Source organism: Bacteroidota bacterium, assembly GCA_040388375.1.
Classification (GTDB): Bacteria; Bacteroidota; Bacteroidia; order UKL13-3; family UKL13-3; genus JAAFJM01.
In genome coordinates this window covers 79,928-105,891 of record JAZKBU010000002.1, presented here as the reverse complement: position 1 = coordinate 105,891, position 25,964 = coordinate 79,928, and the positions used below count along the sequence as shown (strand labels likewise).

At 34.4% G+C, this 25,964-nt stretch carries 26 protein-coding genes; 13 read left to right on the top strand and 13 right to left on the bottom strand.

Annotated features, from left to right (window positions below):
* Nucleotides 1-9 precede the first annotated feature (9 nt).
* The 5 genes from V4538_02745 to V4538_02725 form a co-directional block, all read right to left on the bottom strand.
* Nucleotides 10-495 (bottom strand): DinB family protein, encoded by a 486-nt coding sequence (locus V4538_02745; GenBank protein ID MES2379931.1) that lies wholly within the window; start codon nucleotides 493-495, stop codon nucleotides 10-12.
* Nucleotides 496-554: 59 nt separating this feature from the next.
* The gene (locus V4538_02740; GenBank protein MES2379930.1) at nucleotides 555-926 is read right to left on the bottom strand and encodes a rhodanese-like domain-containing protein; all 372 of its coding nucleotides are present in this window, start codon (nucleotides 924-926) and stop codon (nucleotides 555-557) included.
* On the bottom strand, nucleotides 923-1,237 hold the full coding sequence (locus V4538_02735) for a DUF3817 domain-containing protein (protein ID MES2379929.1): 315 nt from the start codon (nucleotides 1,235-1,237) through the stop codon (nucleotides 923-925). The genes V4538_02740 and V4538_02735 overlap by 4 nt, the downstream gene beginning before the upstream one ends.
* A 2-nt stretch (nucleotides 1,238-1,239) precedes the next feature.
* Nucleotides 1,240-1,698 carry a hypothetical protein gene (locus V4538_02730; protein ID MES2379928.1) on the bottom strand — a complete coding sequence of 153 codons (459 nt, stop codon included), beginning with the start codon at nucleotides 1,696-1,698 and terminating at the stop codon, nucleotides 1,240-1,242.
* A gap of 67 nt (nucleotides 1,699-1,765) precedes the next feature.
* A complete protein-coding gene (locus tag V4538_02725) occupies nucleotides 1,766-2,356 on the bottom strand; it encodes a TetR/AcrR family transcriptional regulator (GenBank protein MES2379927.1) in 591 nt (196 codons plus the stop codon).
* Between the two features lie 132 nt (nucleotides 2,357-2,488).
* Between V4538_02725 and V4538_02720 the strand changes: the two genes are divergently transcribed.
* Genes V4538_02720 through V4538_02710 form a run of 3 tightly spaced genes read left to right on the top strand, consistent with a single transcriptional unit; the run spans nucleotide 2,489 to nucleotide 4,879 of the window.
* A complete protein-coding gene (locus V4538_02720; GenBank protein MES2379926.1) occupies nucleotides 2,489-3,652 on the top strand; it encodes a hypothetical protein in 1,164 nt (387 codons plus the stop codon).
* 2 nt (nucleotides 3,653-3,654) lie between these two features.
* Complete coding sequence (locus V4538_02715; GenBank protein MES2379925.1) at nucleotides 3,655-4,236, top strand: RNA polymerase sigma factor; 582 nt, start codon at nucleotides 3,655-3,657, stop codon at nucleotides 4,234-4,236.
* A gap of 1 nt (nucleotide 4,237) precedes the next feature.
* Complete coding sequence (locus tag V4538_02710) at nucleotides 4,238-4,879, top strand: hypothetical protein (protein MES2379924.1); 642 nt, start codon at nucleotides 4,238-4,240, stop codon at nucleotides 4,877-4,879.
* 5 nt (nucleotides 4,880-4,884) lie between these two features.
* Here the strand turns inward: V4538_02710 and V4538_02705 are convergent, their stop codons facing one another.
* On the bottom strand, nucleotides 4,885-6,102 hold the full coding sequence (locus V4538_02705) for a T9SS type A sorting domain-containing protein (GenBank protein MES2379923.1): 1,218 nt from the start codon (nucleotides 6,100-6,102) through the stop codon (nucleotides 4,885-4,887).
* 112 nt (nucleotides 6,103-6,214) lie between these two features.
* Between V4538_02705 and V4538_02700 the strand changes: the two genes are divergently transcribed.
* The 7 genes from V4538_02700 to V4538_02670 all read left to right on the top strand — a co-directional run bounded on the left by V4538_02700 (nucleotide 6,215) and on the right by V4538_02670 (nucleotide 12,556).
* The gene (locus V4538_02700) at nucleotides 6,215-6,793 is read left to right on the top strand and encodes a DUF3109 family protein (GenBank protein MES2379922.1); all 579 of its coding nucleotides are present in this window, start codon (nucleotides 6,215-6,217) and stop codon (nucleotides 6,791-6,793) included.
* A gap of 6 nt (nucleotides 6,794-6,799) precedes the next feature.
* Nucleotides 6,800-7,411 carry an ABC transporter ATP-binding protein gene (locus tag V4538_02695; protein MES2379921.1) on the top strand — a complete coding sequence of 204 codons (612 nt, stop codon included), beginning with the start codon at nucleotides 6,800-6,802 and terminating at the stop codon, nucleotides 7,409-7,411.
* Between the two features lie 196 nt (nucleotides 7,412-7,607).
* Nucleotides 7,608-9,065 carry an Asp-tRNA(Asn)/Glu-tRNA(Gln) amidotransferase subunit GatB gene (gene gatB, locus V4538_02690; protein ID MES2379920.1) on the top strand — a complete coding sequence of 486 codons (1,458 nt, stop codon included), beginning with the start codon at nucleotides 7,608-7,610 and terminating at the stop codon, nucleotides 9,063-9,065.
* Between the two features lie 56 nt (nucleotides 9,066-9,121).
* Nucleotides 9,122-10,240 carry a TlpA disulfide reductase family protein gene (locus tag V4538_02685; GenBank protein MES2379919.1) on the top strand — a complete coding sequence of 373 codons (1,119 nt, stop codon included), beginning with the start codon at nucleotides 9,122-9,124 and terminating at the stop codon, nucleotides 10,238-10,240.
* Between the two features lie 120 nt (nucleotides 10,241-10,360).
* Nucleotides 10,361-10,798 (top strand): peptidylprolyl isomerase, encoded by a 438-nt coding sequence (locus tag V4538_02680; GenBank protein ID MES2379918.1) that lies wholly within the window; start codon nucleotides 10,361-10,363, stop codon nucleotides 10,796-10,798.
* A gap of 147 nt (nucleotides 10,799-10,945) precedes the next feature.
* Nucleotides 10,946-12,217 (top strand): serine--tRNA ligase, encoded by a 1,272-nt coding sequence (serS, locus tag V4538_02675; protein MES2379917.1) that lies wholly within the window; start codon nucleotides 10,946-10,948, stop codon nucleotides 12,215-12,217.
* Nucleotides 12,218-12,556, top strand: a complete 339-nt coding sequence (locus V4538_02670; GenBank protein MES2379916.1) for a tRNA-binding protein — start codon at nucleotides 12,218-12,220, stop codon at nucleotides 12,554-12,556.
* A gap of 58 nt (nucleotides 12,557-12,614) precedes the next feature.
* Here V4538_02670 and V4538_02665 read toward each other — a convergent pair whose 3' ends face one another.
* Both V4538_02665 and mscL read right to left on the bottom strand, forming a co-directional pair.
* Nucleotides 12,615-13,568, bottom strand: a complete 954-nt coding sequence (locus V4538_02665) for a LamG-like jellyroll fold domain-containing protein (protein ID MES2379915.1) — start codon at nucleotides 13,566-13,568, stop codon at nucleotides 12,615-12,617.
* 19 nt (nucleotides 13,569-13,587) lie between these two features.
* Nucleotides 13,588-13,968: a large conductance mechanosensitive channel protein MscL gene (gene mscL, locus V4538_02660; GenBank protein ID MES2379914.1), complete on the bottom strand. Its 381-nt coding sequence runs from the start codon at nucleotides 13,966-13,968 to the stop codon at nucleotides 13,588-13,590.
* Nucleotides 13,969-14,188: 220 nt separating this feature from the next.
* Here mscL and V4538_02655 point away from each other — a divergent pair, with 220 nt between their 5' ends.
* Genes V4538_02655 through V4538_02645 form a run of 3 tightly spaced genes read left to right on the top strand, consistent with a single transcriptional unit; the run spans nucleotide 14,189 to nucleotide 19,406 of the window.
* A complete protein-coding gene (locus tag V4538_02655; GenBank protein MES2379913.1) occupies nucleotides 14,189-17,932 on the top strand; it encodes a PAS domain S-box protein in 3,744 nt (1,247 codons plus the stop codon).
* Between the two features lie 5 nt (nucleotides 17,933-17,937).
* Complete coding sequence (locus V4538_02650; GenBank protein ID MES2379912.1) at nucleotides 17,938-18,372, top strand: response regulator; 435 nt, start codon at nucleotides 17,938-17,940, stop codon at nucleotides 18,370-18,372.
* A gap of 5 nt (nucleotides 18,373-18,377) precedes the next feature.
* A complete protein-coding gene (locus V4538_02645) occupies nucleotides 18,378-19,406 on the top strand; it encodes a PAS domain S-box protein (protein ID MES2379911.1) in 1,029 nt (342 codons plus the stop codon).
* A 63-nt stretch (nucleotides 19,407-19,469) separates the two neighbouring features.
* Here the strand turns inward: V4538_02645 and V4538_02640 are convergent, their stop codons facing one another.
* The 5 genes from V4538_02640 to V4538_02620 all read right to left on the bottom strand — a co-directional run bounded on the left by V4538_02640 (nucleotide 19,470) and on the right by V4538_02620 (nucleotide 25,879).
* Nucleotides 19,470-21,683 (bottom strand): multicopper oxidase domain-containing protein, encoded by a 2,214-nt coding sequence (locus V4538_02640; GenBank protein ID MES2379910.1) that lies wholly within the window; start codon nucleotides 21,681-21,683, stop codon nucleotides 19,470-19,472.
* A gap of 124 nt (nucleotides 21,684-21,807) precedes the next feature.
* Nucleotides 21,808-22,656 (bottom strand): DUF3347 domain-containing protein, encoded by an 849-nt coding sequence (locus tag V4538_02635; protein MES2379909.1) that lies wholly within the window; start codon nucleotides 22,654-22,656, stop codon nucleotides 21,808-21,810.
* Nucleotides 22,657-22,738: 82 nt separating this feature from the next.
* Nucleotides 22,739-23,134 carry a hypothetical protein gene (locus tag V4538_02630; GenBank protein ID MES2379908.1) on the bottom strand — a complete coding sequence of 132 codons (396 nt, stop codon included), beginning with the start codon at nucleotides 23,132-23,134 and terminating at the stop codon, nucleotides 22,739-22,741.
* Between the two features lie 18 nt (nucleotides 23,135-23,152).
* Nucleotides 23,153-23,362, bottom strand: a complete 210-nt coding sequence (locus V4538_02625) for a heavy-metal-associated domain-containing protein (protein ID MES2379907.1) — start codon at nucleotides 23,360-23,362, stop codon at nucleotides 23,153-23,155.
* A 93-nt stretch (nucleotides 23,363-23,455) separates the two neighbouring features.
* The gene (locus tag V4538_02620; GenBank protein ID MES2379906.1) at nucleotides 23,456-25,879 is read right to left on the bottom strand and encodes a heavy metal translocating P-type ATPase; all 2,424 of its coding nucleotides are present in this window, start codon (nucleotides 25,877-25,879) and stop codon (nucleotides 23,456-23,458) included.
* Nucleotides 25,880-25,964 lie beyond the last annotated feature (85 nt).

The window sequence follows — 25,964 nt, the reverse complement described above, 5'->3', positions numbered from 1 at the left end:
TTAGTGAAATTATTTGTTTAACAATGCCAGTTGGCCTAAATGGTAAGCAGCGTGGTTGGTTCGGGTCAACAAAATATTGATTTTGTTTCTATGTGGTTCTTTTGCAAAATCTTCTTCCGAAACAGCACTGTGTTTTTTAAACCAGTCATCGGTAGTTTGCTCATTTATTTTATTGTTAAGCACATTATTCACTTCTGTCCAATAGCTTCTTAATTGCGCTATCGATGGTTTTTCAAGTGCTGCTCCATCGGGATTGCGAATAAATAATTGCTCTAATTCCGGGTGTAATTTATCGCCAAAATTCATTAACGATAACATGCCATCATGTACAGCAACCAAATGGCCTAATAAATAGGTTCCTGAATTTCTATTGGGTGCTATGTGGTTTTGTATAGCCTCATCGCTTAAACTATCAAATAGCTTGGTAGCCCTTTTTATGTGGCTGTTCCATGAATCAATTATTAATTGTATGGCTAACTCTTGTTGGTTTTTCATGTTGTTGTAATATTAAATAAATAAAAAGAATTTGAAAATTAATTTACTGAAGCTAATCGCTAATCAGGTGTTTGGGTGGATATACATTTTTGAAGGTCGGTCCATGCACCACCATTATATACTTGGGTAAAGCCATTTGCTTTGAGCAGGCTAACGGCCTTTACACTTCTTAAGCCGTGTGAGCAACAGGTAATAATCACTTTGCTTTTATCTAAAGGAATATTATCAGCATGTAGTTTGCTTAAAGGAATATTTACAGCGCCTTCAATATGGCCCATTTTGTATTCTGTTTCAGTGCGTACATCTAAAATAACAGCCCCTTCTATTATCATTTTATCTAAACCTTTATCCAATGACATAATCTGGTAGGTTTTGTAAGATGCATAAATAATGGCGAGTACACTGGTAATGAGTATAATTGTTTTTGTCATGTATGTTTAGTGTTTATGGTTCGTAGTATTTTTTTATCAATATAGAAAGTGCCGAATGGAATAATACAGGCAAGCAGTACTTTCCAAGTTGTTTTTGCTTTCCAGTTTTGCTCCACACCAACACTCAGCGTATTGATAATGAACAGCAGGAATAAAGCCCCATGAACAGGGCCGATTAGTTTTGAACCGTCCGGATTATCGAAAATATATTTCATGGGCATTGCAATAAAAAATAGCGTTAGTAATGATATGCCTTCGAGCATACCTATTATGCGCAGTCGTCCTATTTTTGTTTTGAAAAGATGTATCATTTTTATCGTAAGAGTGGTCGGGTGGCTAATGGCGAAAATGGCCAAGGTATAGCTATAAAAATAATAAGCAGCGCATACAGAAACCAAATAAGCATTGTTTTAAATTTTTCAGCATCGGTGATTTTACGTTTACTCAGTGCAGAGCCAATGGTAATAAAAACAATGGCTATGAGCATAAGCAAAGCATGTATCAGCGCAAAAAAGTAAATGTCAATATGGGTAAAAGCCTGACGTGTGTTTTGCCAAAAGTATTTACTTATCGGACTTTGTATATAAAGTAAAATACCTATGGTAAGTTGTGTATGTGCAATGGTGGCAGTCCAATGTCTTACGCTGTTATCTGTTTTGGTAAAGGGTAGTTTTTGGTTGTAGCCTTTGTATGCCCTATATATAGCATATAATAAACTAAACAATACAAACCACCTGATTAATGAGTGGTAAAAGGTGAGCATTTGGTACATAGTAAACAAATAAAGCGGGGCAAATATATCAAAAACATACTAAGTGGTATGTTTTTGGCGAAAAAAATTATTCACACGTTTTTAAATATTTTTTTAACTCCTTTAAATAGGTTTGATAGCAATCAGCATTGTTGCCTAATTTACCTAAGTTACGAATACCCCAGTAGCCCGACATAATAAAAAAAGCCGTTTGTTTGACATTTACGCTGCTGTTTACCTGGCCAGTTTTTTTGCCTTTGTTAAGGCACTCTTCCAGAGCTTCCTGCCATTGTTTGCTCAGTTCTGACAGAATTAAATTAAATGCATTGTTAACGGGCGACATTTCATGTGTAAGATTACTTGCCGGACAGCCATATTCCATTTTTAAAAACGGATTACCTAACAACAATTTTTTAATTAATGTATAAATATCGTTCAGTGGGTTTTCCGATTTTTGGAGTGGCTCAATAAAATTCGTAAGCATAGTGGGAGCCATTAATTCATTGATAACAGCTAAACCCATTTCATCTTTGTTTTTAAAATGGTAATAAAAAGCTCCTTTGGTTACCTGTGTAGTAGCTATAATATCGTCAATACTGGTGGTTTGGTAGCCACTGGTATAAATGAGTTCGAATGCTTTTTTTAAAATGGCAAGTCTGGTTTCAGACGCTTTTGTCATATAGAATACTTTTAGGTATAGTGGAACAAAGGTATGAAAATAATATAGCGCAAATAATGTGGCTAAAAGTTATTTTTATTTTTTTGAACCAAAATAAAATCCGAGCGTATAAGTAGCAAAATAATGAATAATATGAATTTAAAAATCAAAGCTTTTATAAGCAGCCTTTGTTTTATTACTCAGTTTGCTTTTGCCCAACAACCTCAACCTATTTATAGTTTTGCTACCGAATTAAAACCTGTGGCGTGGTACAACGAGCAGGTAACTGCGTGGCAAAAAGAAATAAAAAAGGATAACAAGAATGGTTATGCCTGGTACAATTATTACCGGGCCACCCGCAACTTAGCCCGTTTAGATACTACCGATAAACGTCCGTATAATGAGAAATGGACGGTAGAGAGAAAAATAGTAGAGGATATGGGTAAAGTAATACCTGAGTCGTTTGAGTATAATTTGTGTAAATGGATGATAGGAGGAAATGATTTGCAGTATTTGCCATATCTTAAAAAGGCCGCTGCTTTGGGCGAAAACAGACCTGAGATTGTTTCTGACATGATTAACATGGGTGAAACGGGTAGAGATATACCTTTACGTGATAAGTATGCTAAAAAATGGTATGAATCAAATATGGCTTCGCCCGGATTGCTTAATTATAGCTACAATGTAATTATGGGTTTAAAGCCAAACGCTATTCTTTTAACCGTGGGTGATAATGATACTTACCCAATCTGGCAATTACAATCACAAGGGATTAGGAGGGATGTAACGGTATTGAATTTGTATTTATTGAATATTGATACTTACCGCGATAAAATTTTTAAAGAGTTAAACGTAGCTAAATGGGATACTGCCAAACATTCGGGAAAAAACATTTATGACTTGAATCCTCACCAGGCTGATCTGATAAAACATATTGCAGCCAATGCGAACCATTCACCTGTTTATGTGGCCTTGACAACAGCTTCTGAAAAAAATACAGAATCAATTGAAGAGAATTTATACTTAACAGGTTTGGCTTACGAATACAGTACCGAAAATATTGATAACATGGCTGCGTTAAAGAAAAACTTTGAACAACAGTATGCGTTGGATTATATTGATAATACTTTTTACAGGGATATATCGGCTTACTATGTAAAGTGTGTAAACCAAAATTATGTGGTGCCTATGCTTAAACTATATGACCACTATAACGAAGCAGGCGATTTGCAAAAGCAGGAATGGATAAAACGAAAAATTCTGGTATTGGCTAAAGGCTGTGACGAGGAGGAGACCATTAAAAAGCACTTTAAATAGTAGTGGAGTTTAAAATATTTAAACAAGCGCATAAACACCAAACTGATGAGCAATTAATGAGTTTGGTGTTTGCGCGTGGTAGCGAGCCAGCGTTTGAAGAACTGTACAACAGGTATTATAAAAAGCTGTTGTGGTTTAGCATGCGTTTAGTGGGCAGTAAGGAACAGGCGGAGGATATAGTGCAGGATACTTTTATTAAAATAATTGATAAGCCCGCAGCATTTAACCCAACATTGAAATTTTCTACGTGGATTTATACCATTGTAAACAATGCCTGCTTAACCAATATGCGCAATGAAACGCATCGGGATAAACTACTGGCAGAAAATTATGTACCTGTTCATATAACCCATTTAAAACACAGTATTGATGTAAAATTTATTCAACAAAAAATAAATACGCTGTACAAAGATTTAAGCAGTAAGGAACAGGTAGTTTTTGTATTGCGCTTTGAACAGGAACTAAGTATTAAAGAAATTGCGGCTATTGCGCAAATACCTGAGGGGTCAGTAAAATCGTGCTTGTTTTACTTATTAAAGAAAATGGCACAACAACTTAAAAATTATCAAATAACCAATAACTAGTATGGAAAATATACCATCACCCATTTTTGATTTGGTGAATCAAAAAGATTTTGAAGCATTAACCACACAGGAAAAAGTCAAAGTGCTTGCATACCTGAGTGAAGAGGAATACAATGAATTACGCCAAGGTGTTTTGTTGAGTGAAGCCTTGGTGTTTAATGAACAACAAATACCAAGCAATGATGCCCAAAAGGAATTATTGCTACATCGGTTAAAACAAAAACACAATGCTTTTATGTGGTGGCAAACGCCCGTTGCTTTGTGGAAAGTAGCAGCTTCTTTTTTATTGTTTGGTTTAATGGGCTATTTCTATCTTCATACTAAAACGGGACAAAACAATAAAAGTTTATTGGCACAAACAGATACGGTGTATTTGGAGAAATTATTGCCAGCCGAAAAAATATATGATACTGTATATTTAAAACAAACGGTGAGTGCTGTTAAGCATGAAAAACCGAAGCAACAAGCAGCTAGTTATGAAACACCACAAAACCAACAATCGGTTGAGGATAATGCTTTACCCAATGTAAATAATTTAAACCTATTATCGGTGAGTGATTATGATAAAGCCATTAACAATAAAAAAGGGAAGAGTATAAAGGACGATACTTTGATTACTATGATTGGTTTTGTTACTTTATAGGAGCTTTACTCCTTGTACATTTTGGTGTAAGTATTGTTTATTTTAACATAATACATACCATTTGTAAGGTTACTGGTTTCAATGGTAAACAAGGTTTTGTTAACTAAACCCTCACTAACCAGTTGCCCTAAATGGTTAAACAACTGGAAAGTAGCTTGCAGGTGTTCAGCCGGAACTTGTATATGTAAATTATAGGTAAACGGATTTGGGTAAACGCTTACGCTGGCAGGTACTGAATACTTGTTTATTACGCTTGTGTGTGTGGTATCTACAGGTGGTACTGTATCTGTAGGTAAGGTATCGTTTGGAATAGAATCAATAGGTTTAATGTATGGTTTTTTGTTGAACAAAAAGCGGCCATAAATAGGGTAGTGGTCAGAAGTTGAATTACTATAATTGGCTATGATAGAGCCAATATTATCATAAACACTTGCACTTTGTTTTACATAAAAACTATCCATACGTGGCGAAGGTAAAATATGATCAATAAAACCACCTGTTGCATAACTTCTTTTACCAGCATCTGATAAAGGTTTGGTTATAAAATTATAGTTGGCATCGAGCAATTGTTTAAAAGGTGTTACAGCGCTGTTGTTGTAAATGCTATAATCCAATCTGTCATTCCAATCGCCTAGAATAAAGTACTTTTTGTTGTTTAAAGTACTTTCAATAAAAACTTTTAATGCATCTACCGCACGTTTTCTGCGGTTATATGATTCCAGTTTTTCGCTGGTAGTGCCTGTATTGGCTTTTAAATGCATCACAATAAAATATAGGGTATCAACCTGTAAAGTGCTATCGCCTTTGGTAGCTAAAGTAACCATTAATGGTGGGCGGCTTGCAAAATCGTAATTGCTGCTGCTTAAAATATGCTCAGCATTGATAAAGTTAAACATGCTTTTTTTATAGAACAAACACATTTTTTGTGTCTGGCTAAAACTGCTATTTACGCTACTGTAATTAGGTAAAGCATTGGTTAGAGAAGTAAACGAGCTAGTATTACTCATTTCAGCCAATCCCCAAACATCAATATCGGTTTTTTCTAAAACGGCTTTTACATTGTTAAATTGGGTAGTTTCATCGGTTGGTCCGTAACCCGTATCACCAAACCATTCAATATTCCATGAGGCTACGTCTATTAAAGTATCGTTACCAATTTTGGGCAGATTTTGGGCTAAAGAAAAAAGAGGGGCTAGGTATAAAATCAGAAAAAACTTTTTCATGTGTAATTATTAACACGGCAAAGCTAAATAAAAAGTAGGTAGCTTGTTCTTTATCAAAAACAAATATCAGTCATAACATTGCCATAAAAATGGTATTATTGAACCTTGTTTTATGATTTTATTAGATAATACAATTGTTTCGGAAGATGTGTTGGAGCGCAATTTTATTTGCAACTTAACAGCCTGTAAAGGTGCCTGTTGTGTTGAGGGTGATTTTGGAGCGCCTATTACGGAAGAAGAAATAGAAACCTTGGCCAGCGAAATAGAAAATATAAAACCATTTTTAACGGAAGCAGGCATTAAAGCCATAGCAGAACGTGGTTTTTGGGAGCGCGATTCTGATGGCGATTTAGTGACAACCTGTTTACCTACGGGTGAGTGCAATTTTTCGTTACGCGATGCCAATGGTATATTAAAATGTGGTATTGAAGAAGCGCATAAAAATGGGAAAAGCAGTTTGTATAAACCTATTTCGTGTCATTTATACCCTATACGCATCAGCCAGGTTGGTAACTACGAAGCGTTAAATTACCACAGTTGGGATATTTGCGCACCGGCCTGTACATTGGGTAAGGAACATCAGGTGCCGGTTTACCAGTTTTTAAAAAATGCCTTAACCCGTAAGTTTGGTGAAGCCTGGTACAACGAGCTGGACGAAATAGCTAAACAGTTTAAAAATAACAACCCTTAACATTTTATGATGCAAATAGTTGTTAAAGATTTATCGAAACGTTTCAATGCTACCTGGATTTTTAAAAACCTCAATTATACTTTTGAAGCCAATAAAAGCTACGCCATTATTGGCCATAACGGAAGCGGTAAATCAACCCTTATTCAAATATTGTTTAATTACAATACTTTTTCGGGTGGTGAAATAGCCTATTCCATCAACAATCAAATAATAGACGAACACCAGCAGCAAAATATGGCTTTTGCCGCTCCTTACCTTGACTTACCTGAAGATTTAACGTTGGATGAACTGGTGCGATTTTATTTTAGTATCAGGATAAAGCGCCACGAGGTGGTAATTGATGATTTGATACAAAGTGCTAACCTTACCCCACATAAACATAAGCAAATAAAAAATTTCTCCAGCGGAATGAAACAAAGGGTAAAATTAATTTTGGCTTTTGCCACGGAGGCCGCCCTTTTACTGCTTGATGAGCCTTGCAGTAACTTTGACGAAGAAGGTGTGAAATGGTATAAACAATGTATTGATTTGGTGAAAGATAAAAGCACCATTATAGTTGCCAGTAATCAGCCTTACGAGTACGAATTTTGCCATGCTGTTTTAAATATTGTGGCTTAACAGTGTTTGTTTCTATCAATAACCCAATTCAATTATTACCAGAAAATAGTCTGGAAAAGTTTACCAAACCCATTGGTTAATTAATGACTAAAAGCGCTTACAGCGTGTAAGTTATAAGCCCTGTCTAGCCGTTTAAAATAAATTGAATAACATACTTCATTTTAGTTTTTAAAAACCTAAATTCGCCCCACTAAAAATGAGCGAATCAATTTACAATAAATACGAAACAGTAATTGGGTTAGAAGTGCATGCACAAATGCTTACCAAAAGTAAAGCGTATTGCGCTGATGAATATGAATATGGTGCAATGCCCAATACCCAAGTTAGTCCTATTAGTTTAGGTCATCCGGGTACATTGCCTAAACATAATTTAGAGGTAGTAAAATGTGCTGTAAAAATGGGTTTAGCCCTTGGATGTACTATAGCCGGTTACCAATATTATGCGCGTAAAAATTATTTTTATGCCGATTTACCTAAAGGTTATCAAATAACACAAGACAAAACACCTATTTGTACAGGTGGTTTTGTAGAAATAAAATTAAAAGACCAGGAACCTAAACAAATTGGTATTACCCGTATTCATATGGAAGAAGATTCGGGTAAAAGTATTCATGACCAGGATGTTTACAATACCTTAATTGATTTGAACAGAGCTGGAGTTCCGTTGATAGAAATTGTAACGGAACCTGATATAAAAACAGGTGAAGAGGCTTACCAATATTTAACAGAAATAAGAAAACTGGTTCGTTACCTTGATATATGCGATGGTAATATGGAAGAAGGCAGTTTGCGTTGCGATGCCAATATTTCAGTAATGTTGAAGGGGAGTAAAGTATTTGGAACCAAAGTAGAGGTTAAAAACATGAACTCGTTTAAAAACGTAGAACGTGCTATTGATTTTGAAATAAAACGCCAGATAGATGCCATAGAAGCAGGTGCTACTATAGTGCAGGAAACCCGCACATTTGATGCGCAAAAAGGAATTACTATTACTTTACGTACTAAAGAAGGTGCAGCTGATTACCGTTATTTCCCTGAGCCGGATTTACCACCTTTGCGTGTTACACAAACCTTTATTGATGAAGTAAAACAACAAATGCCGGCATTGCCTAAAGCATTATTTGATAAGTACACTAAAGAGCTGGGTTTAACGGAATACGATGCCAATGTATTGACGGAGAATAAAGAAATTGCCCATTACTTTGAGCAAATTTTATTGAATACTACCAATACCAAAGCAGCAGCTAATTGGGTAATGGGTGCTATTAAATCGTATTTAAATGAGCAAGCTGTAACCATTAGTGAGTTTGTTTTAAAACCTACGCAAATAGCTGAAATTATTGCTTTGATTGATGGTGGGAAAATAAGCAGCAGTGCTGCTCAAAAAGTGTTTTCAGGGTTGGTTCAAAAGGTGAATGAAACAGCTGAGAATATTGCCATTGAGTTGAACTTAATCCAGGAAAGTAATTCGGATGAATTGCAAAAATGGATTGATGAAGCCATAGCTGCTAACCCCGCTAAGGTTGCTGAATACAAAGCAGGTAAACAAAGTTTAGTAGGTATGTTTATGGGTGATGTAATGAAGCTGAGCAAAGGCAAAGCTGACCCTAAAATAGCAAGTAAACTGGTGAAAGAATCTTTAGATAAAGCTTAAATAATAAAAACAAAAACTAAATGTAAACAGTTTAGTTAACAATAATTAAACGTACAATGAGAAATATATTTATTATACTGCTATTAAGCAGTTTTGTTGCCTGTGGTAACTCAATGACTACCGAAGCAAATGGAGGCAAAAAAGGTTTTGTTATTACCGGTTCGGTTAAAAATGCCAAAGGCAGCATCAATATACAGGAAATCACCAATACTGGTTTATTGTTCTTAGATAGCTCGGCTATATTAGCTGATGGTACTTTTGAGTTAAACGGCACGGTGAAAGAAAAAACCTTTTGTGTTATTCGTTTACCTAAAGGCGATATTGTGGCTATGGTTGACAGTAACAGTAATTTTGAACTAAATATTGATGCAGAGAAAATTGATGAATACACGGTAAAAAATTCACCTGAAAACAGCGATTTGAAAAAGCTATTGGCTATTAATGCAGCAAGCACCGGAGAGATGGCAGCATTGGAAAAAAAATATGGTGCTATGTATGGCAACACTATGCCTCCAGCAAGTGAGCAAGATAAAATAAGAAGAGAGTTTGACAGCATTACCAAAAATAACGAAAGACAATTGAGAACGGCTATTGAATCAATGAATACTGTTGTACCGTTTTTTGCTACTAACTTTATGATGCCAGACGCTGATTATGAGTTTTTGAACGGCATTGATAAAAAGTTATTTACCAAATTTCAAAACTCGAAATATGCAACAGTATTGCACAACAGGGTATTGAGTATGGCTGCTACTGCAACAGGTAGTATGGCTCCTGAAATAAAATTAAACGATCCGTACGGAAAAGAGTTTTCATTAAGCCAGCTAAGAGGTAAAGTAGTAATGATTGATTTTTGGGCTAGCTGGTGTGCGCCTTGCCGCAAAGACAATCCGCGTGTAGTGGCTATGTACAATAAATACAAAGACAAAGGTTTTGAAATATTGGGTGTGAGCTTGGATAACAACCGCGAAAAATGGATTAATGCCATTAACCAGGATAAATTAACATGGTACCATGTAAGTGATTTGTTACAGTGGAGTACACCATTGCTTAAAACGTATAATTTTGAAGCGATACCTCATACTGTTTTAGTTGACAAAGACGGTAAAATTATAGCCACTAAATTACGTGGTGAAGCATTAGAAGCTAAGTTGAAAGAGATTTTTGGATTTTAAAGAACAGCCGCTGCTGGCGACTGGCAACTAGCCGCAGGCATTTGATAAGAAAACTAATAAATAATCAATACAATTAATATAGCTAGAGGCCAGAAGCCGACAGCCAGAAGCAAGAAATATATGAAAAAAGCAGAAATACATACCGCAAAAGGTGTCATGACAATTGAGTTCTACGAACAAGATGCACCAAACACAGTAGCCAATTTTGTTAAGTTAGCTGAAAGTGGATTTTACAACGGAGTAACCTTTCATAGGGTAATTCCTAATTTTGTGATACAAGGTGGCGACCCAACAGGAACAGGGGCTGGTGGACCAGGTTACAAAATTGATTGTGAGTTAACAGGTAATAACCAATACCATGATAAAGGTGTATTATCAATGGCTCATGCCGGAAGAAATACAGGTGGTTCGCAATTTTTTATATGCCATAGCCGCGACAATACAGCCCATTTAGACAGAAACCATACTTGTTTTGGTAAAGTAGTATCCGGTGTAGAAGTAATTGATCAAATTCGTCAAGGTGACGTAATGGATAAAGTGGTAATTATTGAAGGATAAGCACCATTGTTTTATCAATTGATAAAAAATCCGTTGCAACCCAACGGATTTTTTTATGGATAATTAGTTTTCAAAAAATGGCATTGCTTGCAAATCCTTTTAATTTACAATCAAAATAAGCATCTTTGCCATCCTTAAAAAATAAACATGTTACAAATAAATTATATACGTGAAAATGCTGAAGCAGTTAAGGCTGGTTTAGCTAAAAAGCAGTTTAAAAACATAGCTGCTGTTGATGAATTGTTGCGTTTAGATGAAGACAAACGCAAAGCGCAAGTAGAAGCGGAGAACAATGCTGCAGAATCCAACCAATTAGCTAAAAAAATTGGTGAGTTAATGAAAGCAGGTAACAAAGCCGAAGCTGAATCCATCAAAACACGTACTTCCGAATTGAAGGAAAGCGCTAAACAATTAGAAGAGCGTTTAAAACAATTAGAAGAGGAAATATTTAATGTGTTGGTTACTTTCCCTAATTTACCTACCAGTGTAGTACCTGAAGGTAAAACACCTGAAGAGAATGTAAATGTATTAACCAAAGGCGAAAAACCTGTATTGCACGAAGGTGCTATGCCTCATTGGGAGTTAGCGGCTAAGTACAATTTAATTGACTTTGAATTGGGTAATAAAATTACCGGTGCGGGTTTTCCTGTGTATAAAGGCAAAGGTGCCCGTTTGCAACGTGCGTTGATTAATTTCTTTTTAGATGAAGCTACTAAAGCTGGTTACCATGAAATAATGCCTCCTTTGATGATTAATGCAGAGAGTGGTTTTGGTACAGGCCAGTTGCCTGATAAGGAAGGACAAATGTACCATGTAACAGTGGACGATTTATATTTAATACCAACGGCTGAAGTGCCTATAACCAATTTATACCGTGATGTAATTTTAAAGGAAGAAGAATTGCCTATTAAAAACGTAGGTTATACGCCTTGTTTCAGACGTGAGGCCGGAAGTTATGGCGCACACGTACGTGGTTTAAATCGTTTACACCAGTTTGATAAAGTAGAAATTGTACAAATAGCCCATCCTAATCAATCGGCTGCTATTTTAGACGAAATGGTTATGCATGTACAAGGACTTTTAGAAAAATTAGAATTACCATACCGTATACTTTGTTTATGTGGTGGCGATATGGGCTTTGCTGCAGCCATTACTTACGATTTTGAAACATACAGTGCTGCCCAAGACAGATGGTTAGAAGTAAGCAGTACCTCATGCTTTGAAACATTCCAATCAAACAGAATGAAATGTCGTTACAAAGGTGCTGATGGTAAAAACCATTTGGTACATACTTTAAACGGAAGTGCTTTGGCATTACCTCGTATAGTTGCTACTTTACTGGAAAACCACCAAACACCAGAAGGTATAAAAATACCTAAGGCATTGGTTCCTTATACAGGCTTTGATATGATTAACTAAATGAATACCATTACCTGGACTGATTTTGAAAAGGTAGCTTTACATGTAGGCACTATTATACAAGTAGAGGACTTTCCTGAAGCGAAGAAACCAGCCTATAAAATATGGGTTGATTTTGGGGAGAAAATTGGTGTTAAGAAAACATCGGCTCAAGTAACATTTCATTATACCAAGCAGGATTTATTGGGCAAGCAAATAGTAGGGGTAATCAATTTTGAACCCAAGCAAATAGCCAATTTTATCAGTGAGTTCCTTTTAACTGGCTTTGCTGATGAAAACGGACATATTATAATTACTGCAGTTGATAAACCGACTCCAAACGGAAGTAAATTGATATAAATAAAAAAGCCAATCAAATCTGATTGGCTTTTTTTGTGCTTATTGAAATTGATTAAATTTATTCAATAACTAATTGTGATTTAAAAATAGATTCTTTTGAATCGGTAACTTTAACAAAGTAAACACCTTTATTTAAATAGCTTAAGTTGATTTCATTCAATGCTTGATTACTACTGAATACCATTTGCCCGATATGATTAAAGACTTCTATTTTTTGAACATTTAAAGCTGATACATTTAAATGAAAAATGCCATTAGATGGATTAGGGTATATAACTAAATTCGATATAGGTGTAACTTTAGCATTATGAATAGAAGTATTTACATTGTTATAAATAGCTGTCACTTCTACACTTGTTAATGCCCTGTTATAAATACGTAATTCATCCATTTTACCATTATAATATTCCATACTGCCGGCATAATCTCTGCCTATTTCTAAAGGTTTTGTTGAGTCTGATGGGAATGTGCCTTCAGTAACGGCAGTTTGCATAACATTACCATTTACGTAAAGTATACAACTATCGGCTTTTTTTGCAATGGCTACATGATACCATGTTCCAGTATCGAATGAAGTAGGGATTAATTTATAGAATTTTTTTTGATTTGAAATAACGTCAAAAGCATTGTTTAATAAAGAGAATCTGTATTGAGTAGAAGAACTTGTATTTGATTTACAAAGTAAAGCCGCATATGAAAATTCTGCCCAATGATACCAATCTGTTACATTAACCCAGGCAGAAATAGATAATTCATTTTGTACAGAGTTAAGACTAGTAGATGCAGGTACATTGATGTAAGCACTGGTACCATTAAAGTTAACAGCTTTGGAACTTATATTATTTTTGTCTGTTGTAAACTGAGAACCAAAGTTGGTTCCGTGGTTATTGTTTCCACTTGAATCGGCCAGATTACCATCAAATTTGTAATAGGCAATTAAACCATTTGTTAATGTGTTTTGTGCCTTTGATAGCATTGGAAGTAAGATTAAAATTAAAACTATTTTTTTCATAGTAAATATAATATTTATGCTATTTGTTTAATTTTTTAGCTAAAATTTCCTCTTTTAACTCTTCTATACGTTTAATATTATTCATGGCTTTTATAACCATAAACAGTACAAACGCAATAATTAAAAAGTTTAAAGTAGTTTGGATAAAATTGCCATAAGCTATTACTGCTCCTCCTGCTTTTCTGGCTTCTTCCAAGGTTTTATAGTTGCCGCCATCAATGGCAAAAAATTTATCTACAAAACTCTTTCCTCCTGATACGATGCCTACTACTGGCATAATAATATCATTTACCATAGAATCAACTATTTTACCAAACGCAGCACCTATTACAACACCCACTGCTAAGTCTATTACACTGCCTTTCATGGCAAATTCTCTAAATTCTGAAGCTAAACCCATATTGTTTTTTTAATTTTATATATTCAAATAAAAGGAAAAAAAGCAGATTTTTAAATAAGTAATATATAACCAAAGAAATATTGTTCAATCAATTTAAAGAGCTATTGATACCTTATTAAAACGAGTATAGACAGGTAAAAACAGTTAAATAAACTAGAGGAAATTAAATTTTTTAGTTTTGGGATTTAATTTATATTTACATATATCTAATAACAAATGTATGTTACAAATATTAAAAATATTGTCAACGCCATATTTGATTATTGCTCCTTTTGCAAACACTTTTAAAGTAATTGAAGTAAGTAATGCTTATTTAAAAATTACCAACACTAAGAAAAAGGATTTAATTGAAAAAGGATTTCTAGAAACCTTATCTAAGAATACAAATAATGTAATGTTTGTTAATGCTCTTTCTGACTCATTGCAAAGAGTTGTAACTACACTAAAACCAAATAAAACAGACGCATTTCAATACATTACAGGTAATAGCTTAAAAAATAAAAAAACACAAAGTTTTCAAATAGAAAACACTCCGGTTCTCAAATCGGATGGTTCCATTGAGTATATTGTACATACGCTTATAAATGTTACGGAAATTACCAACCAATTACTAATTATAAATGAGGAAAATGAAAAGGTAAAAACCTTATTGAACAAAGCGGAGATTATTTCAAAATTGGGTACCTGGGAACTTGATTTGGTTACTAATAAATTAACATGGTCAGATGGTGTTTATTTAATTTGTGGTTATGAGCCACAATCATTTGAAGTTACTTTTGAAAAAGGATTAAGCATTATTCATCCGGATGATAGAGAAAGAGCTATTAATGAAATACAAGAAACCATTAAAACGGGTAATGAATATAAAATAGAAAAACGTTTTGTGCTGGCCAATGGTGAAGTAAGGAATATAATTTCAAAGGCTAGTTTAATAAAAGATGAGCAAGGTATCCCTATAAAGTTGTTTGGGGTTTTTCAAGATATAACAGATAAAAAAGAACAAGAGTTTGAAGTAACTCTTTTAATGGATAATACGGAGGAATCGTTTATTTTATTGAATAAAGACTTGGAAATTGTTTCATTCAATAAACAATTTTTGCATTTGTATAAAAATTACTTTGGATTGGATGTGAAAAAGGGAGAGCCAATATTGAATTATGCTTTACCTGAAAGAAGAACTCTGGTAAATGAAATTTATCAAAGGGTTTTAAAAGGAGAGCAGGAAGAATCAGAATTGACTATTCCTGTAGCACAAAATATACAAAAAACATTTAATATTATTTATAAACCGGCATTAAATAAGCTAAATGAAATAGTTGGTGTTTTTGTTTCGGTTGCAGATATTACAGAAAAGAAAATAGCTTTAGATGAGCTGAAAAATTCAGAAGAAAAATACAAATTGGTATTCTATAACAGCCCATTGCCTAAGTGGATTTGTGATTGTGAAACATATAAAATTATTGAAGTAAATGAAATGGCAATGAGCCATTATGGCTATACCAAAGAAGAGTTTTTGAATATGACCATGAATGATATTGGAGAAGTTAACAATAGCTTCATGGAGAATAAAGAACAAAATGGAGTTATTCAATTGGGTATTGTTAACCACACCAAAAAAGATAAAACCATTATTAAAGTAGAGTTATTTGGTAATAAGATAAACTATCAAAATAAAGATTGTGTATTAATAGTATGCAATGATGTAACAGCAAGAGAGGATGCCTTAAGAAAACTTCGCAACAATGAAATAAAGTTGTTAAATGCACAAAAGATAGCTAAACTAGGTTATTGGCAAATTCAACTTGATAGGCAAAATTTGTATTGGTCAAATGAGGTGTATAATATTTGGGGGCTTGATAAGAAAAATTTTGATTTAAGCTATGATTCATTTTTCGAAACGATTCATGAAGAGGATAAGGATTTATATAAAGAGGAACATGATGCTTTTTTTAGAGGAGAAAAAGAGCACGATTTAGAACATAGAATAGTTTTACCTGATGGTTCTACTAAATGGGTACATGTAAAAGGAAATTTATTTAAGGATGAAACAGGTAAAGCTCTTTTGTATGAAGGAACCGTGCAGGATATTACGGTTGAAAAGCTATTATCCATATCACTACAAGAGAGTAACCAAAGGTATGCATATGCTACCAAAGCTACCTTTGATGCTATATGGGATTGGGATTTTGTTTCGGATACTATTTTTTGGGGAGATGGATTTAATATTATTTTCGGGTACGATTTAAAAGACACAAAAACGGATAGCAGCTCATGGATAGAAAAGATACATTCGGATGACTATAAGAGAATAGTAGATAGTTTTAGGCAGGCAATTGACGGTAAAGAATCAAACTGGATGGCCGAGTTCAGGTTTAAAAAGGTTGATGGTATTTATGCATTTATTGTAAATAGAGGATTTATAATAAGAAACAAACAAGGTAAAGCGGTGAGAATGGTAGGGGCTATACAGGATATTACCAAACAAAAAGCTGAAGAAGAACGATTAAAATTATTAGAATCAGTAATTACCAATACCAACGATTCTATTTTGATTACTGAGGCAGAACCCTTTAATCATCCCGGACCTCGAATAATTTATGTAAATGAGGCGTTTACTAAAATGACGGGTTATAAGGCGGAGGAAGTAATTGGTAAAACACCACGTATTTTGCAGGGGCCTAAAACAAATAGATTAGAACTAAAAAAATTAAGGCAGGCTATGCATAAATGGGAGTCGTGTGAGATAACTACCATTAACTATAAAAAAAACGGGGAAGAGTTTTGGATTAACTTTACTGTTAGCCCTGTGGCCGATGAAAAAGGTTGGTATACGCATTGGATAGCTATAGAACGTGATATTACGGCAAGTAAATTGGTGGAACAATCGCTTCAAGCTTCTTATTACGAAAGAAACACTATTTTAGAAAGTATTTATGATGCGTTTTTTGCAATTGATGCGTTGGGTACAGTTATATATTGGAACAATAAAGCTGAAAAGTTTTTAGGTAAAACCAAAGAGGAAATGCTTGGACAAAATTTATGGGAAGTATTTAAGGATGCTGAGCAAAGTGTTTTTTTTAAGAACTATAGAAAAGCAATAGCTGAAAATGAAACGAAGCATTTTGAAGCGCAATCAGCCGTTTTAGGTGGTTGGTTTGAAGTGAGCGCTTATCCATCTGCTAATGGTTTATCAGTTTATTTTAAAGACATAACTGAAAGGAAAAATACCGAGATAAAATTAATGGAGTTACATAACGACTTAGAAAAACATGCTAAGGAGTTATATATATCTAATCAGGAGTTGGAGCAATTTGCTTATGTGGCTTCGCATGATTTACAAGAACCATTGCGCATGGTTACAAGTTTTTTAACACAGTTAGAGAAAAAATATATTGATGTTATTGATGATAAAGGTAAGCAGTATATTCATTTTGCTGTAGATGGGGCTAAGCGTATGCGCCAAATTATACTTGATTTATTGGAGTATTCTAAATTAGGAAAAATGGAAGATAAATTGGAGCCTTTAGATATCAATGAATTATTGAAAGAGGTATTGAGTTTGTTTTATAAAAAAATAGAAGAAAAACAGGCTGTAATATGTATTGACGAAATGCCTACCGTGTTATCATTTACTTCTCCATTACGACAAATATTTCAAAATTTAATTGGTAATAGTTTAAAATACCAGCAAGCAGGTATTAGCCCTAACATATCTATATCAGCTAAGGAGTTAGATACCCATTGGGAGTTTTCTGTGGCCGACAATGGAATAGGGATAGATGCATTATATTTCGATAAAATATTTATTATTTTTCAACGCTTACACCACAAGCAAGAATACTCGGGTACAGGTATGGGTTTGGCCATTACAAAAAAAATAATTGAAAATTTAGGTGGAAAAATTTGGGTAGAGTCGGAAGAGGGAAAAGGAAGTACTTTTTATTTTACAATCATAAAAAATTAATGCCTATGAAAACAATACATATTCTTTTGGTAGAGGATAATGATGGTGATATACTATTAACTACCGAGGCTTTAGAGGAAGGGAAAATTGTTAATAAAATTAGTGTGGTAAGGGATGGGAAGGAGGCTATTGATTTTGTTAGTAAAGAGGGTAAATATAAAGAGGCTGATACGCCCGATTTGGTATTGTTAGATGTTAATTTACCTAAAAAAAATGGGTATGAAGTATTGCAACATATTAAATCACTGGAAGAGTTAAAACAAATTCCGGTTATTATGCTTACCACCTCTTCTTCTGAGAATGATATTATGCAATCGTATAAAAATTACGCCAATTGTTTTATTACAAAACCAGTGGAAGTGAATGAATTTATGGATGCAGTAGCTAAAATTGAAGATTTTTGGATAAATATTGTTAAGTTGCCTAAGAACAAAAACTAAATAGATTGAAATGGACAATTGAAATGGACAAAAAAAAATATAATATTTTAGTTGTTGAAGATAATTTAGGTGACTTTGTTTTAATAGAGGATTACATTAAGGAACAGATAATTGCTCCAAATATTATACATGCAAAAAATTTTAAAGAAGCTAAACAGTTAACACTGAATAATAAATTTAAGTTTGATATTATTTTGCTTGATCTTTCACTGCCTGATAGTAGTGGAGAGCAATTGATATTAGAAATAGTTTCACTTAAATTAGACTGCCCTATTATAGCTTTAACCGGATATACTGATATTGAATTTAGTATCAGATCTATGTCGTTAGGTATTTCTGATTATTTGTTAAAGGAAGATATTAATACAACTTCATTGTATAAAAGTATTGTTTATAATATTGAAAGAGCAAAAACCAATTTAAAATTATATGAATCGGAAAAACGGTATAGTGACTTGTTTCAATTAAGTCCACAACCTATGTGGGTATTTGATTTGGAAACACTTTGTTTTTTAGATGTAAACGAAGCAGCCGTCAATCATTATGGATATAGCAAAGAAGAATTTTTAAGTAAAACGATTAGAGATATTAGACCTCTGGAGGATATACCTATTGTTGATGAGGCCGTTGAAAAAATAAAGGATAAACAAGAGGGAGGGATTACCGTAGGTAACTACAGACATACTAAAAAAAATGGAGAATGTATTCAGGTAGAGCTACGTGGAAATATTATTAATTTTAATGGTAAAAAAGCAGAAATAATTGTAATAAATGATATTACTGAAAAGGCTAATTACATTAAAGCTATTGAAGAACAGAATAAAATATTAAACGAAATAGCATGGATGCAATCGCATTTGGTGAGGGCTCCTTTGGCCAGAATGATGGGTTTAATAGACGTAATTCAAAACCATAGTTTAAATGATGCGGAGAAAGAGGAAATGATGACTTATTTACTTAGTTCAGCTAATGAACTAGATATTTTAATTAAGGACATTTCGAATAAAACATTCGAAGCTAAACTTAAAAATTAAGTATAGAGATAAAGCAAAAGCCCCTTATTATATACTTTTCAGTAATAATAAGGGGTTTGTTATTTAATAGTTTAGCATTACGCCAATACCAAGGCCCATATCGCTATCGTAATGGGTTGAAATGCCTGCATTTTTTGTTACTATATAGCGTAAGGAGGTCATGTATTCTAGGTCTGAATTAGTCATAAAACCAAAACGTAAACGTTTGCTAATGGGAATATCTTCCCGCATGAGTTGCAAACGCAATTTACCTTCAGCGTCTATTCTTGCATCGGCTTTTAACAGCATGGGCAAGGTGTATTCAATACCCAAACAAATAACAGCTCTTTTATCCTTGGTGCTTTCTTGCCCGAAAATATTCTTTTCTCCTGCCTCATGCATTTTTCTATAACGCCAGTCAATACCTACATAAGGAAATAACCATTGCATACGTCCGATATATCTACCAAAATGAGTTTCTACTTCATAACCATGGTCGTCATTATAACCTAAACGCCATTCCGCCTGGAAATTCCAACGGGTATTTTGGTACATGGCTTCTCCATCATTGCCATTGCTGGCAAAGTCATTTTGTATCATAAAATGGTATTCGCGGTCATCGGCATACAGTTTTTTAAAAGCCGCTTTAGGGTTTGGTATTTCAGGATTGGCAGGGGAGTTTTCATAACTGAATATGCGCCCCATACCACTCATCATGTGGTATAAAATATGGCAATGGAAAAACCAGTCGTTGGTTTCAGTTGCGGCAAATTCAATAGTATCTGTTTCCATTGGGAATATATCCAATACATTTTTTAAAGGTGCATAATCACCTTGTCCATTGAGCAGCCTGAAGAAATGACCATGTAAGTGCATAGGGTGCCTCATCATGGAACCATTGTATAATATAATCCGTATGTTTTCTCCTTTTTTAATCAGTATTTTATCGGTTTCTGAAACGGTTTTGTTATCAATGCTCCATACATATCTGTTCATGTTGCCTGATAGTTCAAACTTAAACTCTCTATAAGTGGCTTTGGGTAAATTGGTTTTGTATGGCGATTTGAGCATGGCATAGTTCAGCGTAACTATATCTGATAATTTATTGCTATTGTATTGGTCATCTTTGTTATTACTTACACCTGTAATTTCCGGGTACATGACTACATTCATATCCATTTGTTGTAAACTCATGTGCATGCCCATATCGTCTAAGCGACCATTCATTTTCATCATGTCGTTCATCATTTTCATGCCATCAAAATATTTTAGTTTGGGAAGTGGGTTTGCCAATTGTTTTATACCGTTACCTATCCATAACGAAGTGGATTTAATCCTGTCTTCCGAAGTAGCTAAAAATTCGTAAGCGGTGCTATCATCAGGAATAGTTACAACTACATCATACGTTTCGGCTACGGCTATAATCATTCTATCCACTGTAACGGGTTGTACGTCCATTCCATCGTTAGCTACTACATCCATTTTACCACCTGCATATTTTAACCAGAAATAGGTAGAGGAAGAACCATTGATAATGCGTAAACGTATTTTATCGCCCGCTTTAAAATGTTTTACTTCATCATTTACCTGTCCATTGCTTAAAAATCTATCGTAATACACATCACTTACATCCATGGCTAACATACGTTTCCATTCATTGGTTATTTTGGTTGTAAAATGTTTGGCTTGTATGGCTTCGGAGTAACTTTGTGTAGAGCCTTTTTTTATGGCATACCAATCAGTGGCATTGTGTAATTTTCTATGTACTTCAAAAGGTTTTTCGTTGGTCCAGTCGCTTAATACCAAGGTGTAGTCGGGTAGTTTATCAATAGCTCTAAAAGTAGTATCGTGTTCTTTTTTTCGAATTATAAAGGCTCCATACATGCCATTTTGTTCTTGCAATTTGGTATGACTATGGTACCAGTAAGTACCACTTTGTAACAATTTAAAAGCATAAAGATGGGTTTTTCCTGCGGGTATAGGTTGGGTTGTTAAGTATGGAACACCATCGTATTGATTAGGCAATATAAGCCCGTGCCAATGGATAGATGTTTCTTCTTTTAATTGATTGTGGACATAAATTACTGCACTATCGCCTTCGGTAAAGTTTAATTGAGGCATTGGTATTTGGCCATTTACAGCATATGCTTTTACAGGTTTGTTGGCATAGTTAACTACTGTATCGGTTACATACAAATGATAAGTTACAATGGGTTGTGTAAATGCTATGGGTGTAGTGAAACAAAACAGCAGACTTACCAACAGCAGTTGTTTTAATTTTATTTTATTAAAAATCATGAATAGTTTTAATTAAAGGGTACTAATAAAAATTACCTTAAGGTCTGTAAAATGGAGGCAAGGCCTATCAACTCTTTAATTATAAGGGTTGATAGGTTGCAATAAAATTTAAGGTAATGCTAACTTATGGTTTAATGGTTTCTACGGTACTTCCACACGAAAGCATTTGTGAGCCGTAGTAAGGATTTTTAATGGTGTTTTCTTTACTTAACCAATTAGCTCCTTTGCCATTATTGGCCATTGGACAATGTTGGTAATAAATAGTTTGTTCTGTACTACTTACCTTTAATAACTCGTACATATTTTTTGAAAGTGCTATAAAGAAATTACGTTGTTTTGCAATGGTATTAGCCTTTGCTATATTTTGAGTAATACTTTTTAAATCTTTTTCTATTTTCATCCAAACTACATGTTCTTTGCTTGTGAGTTGTTCCATTTTAATGGCTTGCAAAGATTTTTCTAAGTTTAAAGCTTTGTTACTGGCTTCCTTGCTGTTTGATTGCACCAAAGCATCTTTCAATAAAAAGTAATGATCGAACACAGCCGTTAATTGATTTGTATTGGTAACAACAGCTGTTTCATTGGTTACGGTATTGCTTGTGTTGTTATTTGTTATAGGTAATGAAGCATTTTGTTTTTTTGCTCTATCATATTGGCAACAGGCTAATAGTTTATTGTACGATTCCGTAGGAGCCAAATATTGCTCATTGTCGTAACCAGCCAAAGCTATTTGTTTTAATACTTCTTGTAGGTTTGTTTTTTCTTTATCAAAAGTAATGGCGGCTATTTTACTGTCTTTGTTCCAAATGGTTTTATAGCTGTTGTTGCTACTACCAGCCTTTTCTATATTGGCTTTGCAAATATCGCAGTTGCCATATACTTTTACATTTTGGGTACTTACATTTTTAATGCTGGCATTGCATGCTGTAATAGAAAGCATGCCAATAATAATGATTGATAATATGGTTTTCATGGTATTTGTTGTTTAAATGTTGTATTGATTTATTTAAATTTTATATGGCGATAAACGCACAGCGGAATTTGTTAATCAACATTTAAATTAATAAAATACGCAAGTGTATATGTGTTCTATACTTGGATTTGCTATAGGGTAGTAGTGGTATTGGTTTATTTATGTTGTTGCTAATTAAATGCTCGCTGATCAAGCAAGTAATAGCATCATGCATGAGGTGTGCATGAATAGTTTTTGCCTCTTGTTTTTCGCTTATATTATTTTGAGTATGGGCTTGGGTTATTTTAAGTTGCCCTTGTATTTGCTTGCAACAGTCTTGCTGTTTATTGCTTAACCCACACTTAGTACAAGTTTTTTCTGGAGTTTGCCATATACTCCACGACACTAACTTATCAGTACAAAACTGTAAGTTAATATTAGCCCCAATAGTTGCTGAACTATATAGGGCTAATAATAATATGGCAATTGTTTTTTTCAATGTGTTGTATATGCTAAATTATTGTGCTACTGCTTTGAAACCAATTTTTTCAATTGATTCAATAATTTCGTTGCTTGATACACTATTGTTTTTAATGGTTAAAGGTTTTGTAGCTTGGTTAGTGTCTACTTCCCAATTACCCTCGCCAACTACTTGGTTTAAGGTATTAGTTACTTTAGCAACACAGCTGCTGCAATTGATGTTGGTATTGAATATTTGATTTTCCATTTTTTGTTTTTAATTGAACGTTACAAAATTGATTGAATTGTTTGTTTTAACTGTTATATAATTCGGGGTTTGATTTGTAATTAATTGCTTTTATTATTTAATCCATTTAAGTCGAAGGCTATTGCTAACTACGCTAACACTGCTCAAAGCCATGGCTGCTCCTGCAATCATTGGGTTTAACAAAAAACCATTTACGGGGTAAAGAATACCAGCCGCCAATGGTATGCCAATAAGGTTATAAATAAAGGCCCAAAATAAGTTTTGTCGAATGGTTTTAACCGTTTGTTTGCTCAGCTTAATGGCAATAGGTATTTTGGTCAAATCACTACTTATAATAGTCATTTTAGCTACATCCATGGCAATATCGCTTCCTTTACCCATGGCTATACTTACATTAGCTTGTGCCAGCGCATGGCTATCGTTTATACCATCGCCCACCATGGCTACTATTTTTCCTTTGCTTTGCAATTGCTCTATAAATAAGGCTTTATCGGCAGGCATGGTTTCCGCTTTAAAGTTTTTTAAACCAACTTGTTTGGCCACTGCTGAAGCCGTTTGCGGATTATCGCCAGTAAGCATGTATGTTTCAATATTCATTTTAGTAAGCATACTGATGGCTTCTTTCGAGCTAGCCTTTACTTTATCGGCAATGGCTATAATAGCCAATAGCTTTTCGCTATTACCAAAGTAAACTACCGTATTGGCTGCCGCTGTTAATAGGTCAATTTTTTTCTGTATATTAGTAGGAGCCAATAAGGAATAATCAAACATTAATTTGGCATTTCCAACCCACCATTTAGTATTGTTAAAACAAGCCACAATGCCTTTACCTGTTATACTTTCTATTTGGCTTAAATTACTGAAAATAGCTTCTGAGTTTAATTTTTGAACTATAGATTCTGCCAGAGGATGCTCAGACGATTGCTCAATACTAAAGAGTATATTTTTATGTTGGGTTGTTTCGGCATCGTTTAACCAAATCATCTCCACAACGCTTGGTTTACCTTCGGTAATGGTTCCTGTTTTATCTAATACTATGGCGTTTACTTGATGTGCCAGTTCTAAACTTTCGGCATCTCTTATTAGTATACCATTTTCGGCACCTTTACCTACACCTACCATAATAGCTGTGGGTGTAGCCAAACCCAAAGCACAAGGGCATGCAATAACCAATACGGTTACCATAGCCAATAAACCTTGTGTTACACCATTTTCGCCACCCAATAAGCACCAAGTCAAAAAAGTAAGTAAGGCTATTATAATGACTATAGGAACAAATATACCTGCAATTTTATCGACCAGTTTTTGTACAGGTGCTTTACTTCCCTGTGCTTTCTCCACCATGCGTATAATGCTAGCCAATAAAGTGTCGCTGCCTACTTTACCGGCTGTTATTTGAAAGCTTCCTTTTTGGTTAATGGTCCCCGCAAATACGGTATCATTTATTTGTTTGGCTACCGCAATGGGTTCACCCGTAATCATGCTTTCATCTACATAACTGCTGCCTGCTTTTACCAAGCCATCTACTGGCACTTTATCGCCAGGCTTAACCATTAATACATCGTTTACTTTTACCTGGGCTATGGGTATTTCCATGGTATGGTCACCATGTACCACGGTAACAGTGGAAGGTTGTAAGCCCATTAGTTTTTTAATGGCTGATGAGGTATTGGCTTTGGCTTTTTCTTCCAGTAATTTTCCTAGTAAAATAAAAGCAATGACCACAGCCGATGCTTCAAAATATACGTGTCCGTGTAATCCACGTTCGTGCCAAAACGAAGGATATAGTGTATTGAAAATACTAAACACATAAGCTATACCTGTACTTAAAGCCACCAGTGTGTCCATATTGGCATTGCGGTGTTTGGCTTGTTTCCATGCATTGATAAAAAAGGAGCGACCAAACCATAATACAACCGGAGTACTCAATAACCACATGATGTAATTGGCATAAGGAATATCCATCAAAAACATACCAATAGTTACCAAAGGGATACTTAAAATAATGGTCCAAATGGTTTTTGTTTTGAGTTTGTTTAAGTTGTTGTTATGAAGTTCGGCTACCGCTTGTTTACTATCTTCACTATCTGTAATTATTAAATCATACCCAATGGCTTGTATAGCCGCTTTTAATAAATCGGGATTGGTAATAGTGGGTACATATTCCAGTTGTACCGTTTGGTTAGCAAAGTTAACAGCGGCTTGTATGGTACCCGGGGTATGTTGTAAAATACTTTCTACACTCGAAGCGCAAGAGGCACAAGTCATGCCCGTTACCGGAAATTGTTTTTGCTCGGTAGCTACTTGGTAGCCTATGTCGCGTATATGGGTTACCGCATCACTTATTAAATGAGTTTGGTTATTGGCTATTGCTATAAAAGCTTTTTCATTGTTAAGTTCTACATGGTGTGAAGTAATGCCTTCAATAGTACCAAGTTCTTTGTCTATTATTAATGCACAATGTTCACTGTGCACGTTTATAAGAGGTAATTCGTAAGTTATATTTTGGGTGTTCATTTCTTTTTATTTTGGTATGCAAAGATTGATTCGTTCCCTATTTATAATGTTACGTATTTATGGGTAATGTTTGTAGTTATATGTT

What these genes read in the sequence shown, in the direction of transcription:
- V4538_02745 (MES2379931.1), bottom strand. Translation starts at nt 495, where the DNA reads ATGAAAAACCAACAAGAGTTAGCCATACAATTAATAATTGATTCATGG.
- V4538_02740 (MES2379930.1), bottom strand. Translation starts at nt 926, where the DNA reads ATGACAAAAACAATTATACTCATTACCAGTGTACTCGCCATTATTTAT.
- V4538_02735 (MES2379929.1), bottom strand. Translation starts at nt 1,237, where the DNA reads ATGATACATCTTTTCAAAACAAAAATAGGACGACTGCGCATAATAGGT.
- V4538_02730 (MES2379928.1), bottom strand. Translation starts at nt 1,698, where the DNA reads ATGTACCAAATGCTCACCTTTTACCACTCATTAATCAGGTGGTTTGTA.
- V4538_02725 (MES2379927.1), bottom strand. Translation starts at nt 2,356, where the DNA reads ATGACAAAAGCGTCTGAAACCAGACTTGCCATTTTAAAAAAAGCATTC.
- V4538_02720 (MES2379926.1), top strand. Translation starts at nt 2,489, where the DNA reads ATGAATTTAAAAATCAAAGCTTTTATAAGCAGCCTTTGTTTTATTACT.
- V4538_02710 (MES2379924.1), top strand. Translation starts at nt 4,238, where the DNA reads ATGGAAAATATACCATCACCCATTTTTGATTTGGTGAATCAAAAAGAT.
- V4538_02705 (MES2379923.1), bottom strand. Translation starts at nt 6,102, where the DNA reads ATGAAAAAGTTTTTTCTGATTTTATACCTAGCCCCTCTTTTTTCTTTA.
- V4538_02700 (MES2379922.1), top strand. Translation starts at nt 6,215, where the DNA reads ATGATTTTATTAGATAATACAATTGTTTCGGAAGATGTGTTGGAGCGC.
- V4538_02695 (MES2379921.1), top strand. Translation starts at nt 6,800, where the DNA reads ATGATGCAAATAGTTGTTAAAGATTTATCGAAACGTTTCAATGCTACC.
- gatB (MES2379920.1), top strand. Translation starts at nt 7,608, where the DNA reads ATGAGCGAATCAATTTACAATAAATACGAAACAGTAATTGGGTTAGAA.
- V4538_02685 (MES2379919.1), top strand. Translation starts at nt 9,122, where the DNA reads ATGAGAAATATATTTATTATACTGCTATTAAGCAGTTTTGTTGCCTGT.
- V4538_02680 (MES2379918.1), top strand. Translation starts at nt 10,361, where the DNA reads ATGAAAAAAGCAGAAATACATACCGCAAAAGGTGTCATGACAATTGAG.
- serS (MES2379917.1), top strand. Translation starts at nt 10,946, where the DNA reads ATGTTACAAATAAATTATATACGTGAAAATGCTGAAGCAGTTAAGGCT.
- V4538_02670 (MES2379916.1), top strand. Translation starts at nt 12,218, where the DNA reads ATGAATACCATTACCTGGACTGATTTTGAAAAGGTAGCTTTACATGTA.
- V4538_02665 (MES2379915.1), bottom strand. Translation starts at nt 13,568, where the DNA reads ATGAAAAAAATAGTTTTAATTTTAATCTTACTTCCAATGCTATCAAAG.
- mscL (MES2379914.1), bottom strand. Translation starts at nt 13,968, where the DNA reads ATGGGTTTAGCTTCAGAATTTAGAGAATTTGCCATGAAAGGCAGTGTA.
- V4538_02655 (MES2379913.1), top strand. Translation starts at nt 14,189, where the DNA reads ATGTTACAAATATTAAAAATATTGTCAACGCCATATTTGATTATTGCT.
- V4538_02650 (MES2379912.1), top strand. Translation starts at nt 17,938, where the DNA reads ATGAAAACAATACATATTCTTTTGGTAGAGGATAATGATGGTGATATA.
- V4538_02640 (MES2379910.1), bottom strand. Translation starts at nt 21,683, where the DNA reads ATGATTTTTAATAAAATAAAATTAAAACAACTGCTGTTGGTAAGTCTG.
- V4538_02635 (MES2379909.1), bottom strand. Translation starts at nt 22,656, where the DNA reads ATGAAAACCATATTATCAATCATTATTATTGGCATGCTTTCTATTACA.
- V4538_02625 (MES2379907.1), bottom strand. Translation starts at nt 23,362, where the DNA reads ATGGAAAATCAAATATTCAATACCAACATCAATTGCAGCAGCTGTGTT.
- V4538_02620 (MES2379906.1), bottom strand. Translation starts at nt 25,879, where the DNA reads ATGAACACCCAAAATATAACTTACGAATTACCTCTTATAAACGTGCAC.